2 protein-coding genes are annotated in these 1,330 nt (G+C 42.4%); both read left to right on the top strand.

The window, feature by feature from the left end; all coding sequences use genetic code 11:
• The first annotated feature begins 107 nt into the window (after window positions 1–107).
• The gene (locus tag QUB30_RS33615) at window positions 108–575 is read left to right on the top strand and encodes a hypothetical protein (protein WP_333342707.1); all 468 of its coding nucleotides are present in this window, start codon (window positions 108–110) and stop codon (window positions 573–575) included.
• Complete coding sequence (locus tag QUB30_RS33610; RefSeq protein ID WP_333342704.1) at window positions 572–1,300, top strand: ISAzo13-like element transposase-related protein; 729 nt, start codon at window positions 572–574, stop codon at window positions 1,298–1,300. The genes QUB30_RS33615 and QUB30_RS33610 overlap by 4 nt, the downstream gene beginning before the upstream one ends.
• Window positions 1,301–1,330: the final 30 nt, after the last annotated feature.

Genomic DNA, 1,330 nt, shown 5'->3' with positions numbered 1-1,330 from the left:
TAAGGGGCTTGCAATTAAATATAACCCCAGTTATGCTAGAAGGGTAGGAAACAAAAAATCTGACATGAGCGGTTGTGACCTCTGTGATTGGGATGCCAGAAATGATCTTGAGTGAGACCGTTAAATCGACGTTTAAGGATGCTGCCCAAAAACTGACAGGCTATCGCCGTCGAGACTTTATGGCAAAAGTGGCTGAAGACTACTTTAATGGTTCAGCCCGCAAAGTAGAAACATTTATGGGGTGGAACCGAGACAGTGTTCAACTGGGCTTACATGAACGACGAACCGGACTGATTTGTGTTGATAATTATCGGGTTCGGGGACGACACAAAAGTGAAATTTTGCTGCCCAACTTAGAAGCCGATATTCGCTCTCTAGTCGCTCCAGAGTCCCAGGCAGACCCCAAGTTTCAATCGACATTTTTGTATGCCCGGATCACGGCCCGAGCGGTACGCTCGGCATTAGTAAGTCAGAAAAACTACGACAGTGAGCAATTAGCTTCTCGTCAGACAATTGGCGCGATTTTAAATCGAATGGGGTATCGCCTAAAAAAACACAAAAAACCAAGCCCTTGAAAAAAATTCCCGAAACAGATGCGATTTTTGAGAATGTATTAAAGGAGAATCAAGCCTCCGATCGAGATGTCAAGTCTCTGCGAATATCAATTGATACCAAAGCGAAAGTAAAAATTGGCAACCTGTCACGGGGCGGTAAAGCCAGAACCATCGAACCGAAATCGGCTGACGATCATGATACCGAGTGGCAAGGTATATTAGTCCCATTTGGCATTCTTAACACTCAAAGCGATCAACTATCGATTTATATGGGACAGTCCGCTGAAACTACAGATTTTATTGTGGATTGTCTAACAGATTGGTGGCACAATAACCAATTTGATTACACCGAACTCGAAGAATTAGTGATTGACCTTGATGGTGGCCCGGCAATCAGAAGCAATCGCACACAATTCATTAAACGCATCATCGAGTTATCTCAGGCAATTGGCTTAAGAATCCGACTAATTTACTATCCACCATATCATAGTAAGTATAACCCAATTGAACGCTGTTGGGCAGCACTTGAACACTATTGGAATGGTGCTATTTTAGATTCAGTTGAAACTGCCATAAACTGGGCAGCTCAAATGACGTGGCAAGGAATTAAACCCATTGTACATTTAGTTGAGACCATTTACGAGAAAGGAATAAAAGTCTTACCTCATGAGTTAAAAAAATATCTACCCTCATGGCAACGTTCTGAAACTTTACCCAAATGGGATATCAAGATTATCCCCATTTAATCGGTACTTTATTTTTCCGCAAGTCCCTAA

The organism is Microcoleus sp. BROC3, from assembly GCF_036702515.1.
Classification (GTDB): domain Bacteria; phylum Cyanobacteriota; class Cyanobacteriia; order Cyanobacteriales; family Microcoleaceae; genus Microcoleus.
This window is presented reverse-complemented; position numbering and strand designations above follow the sequence as displayed.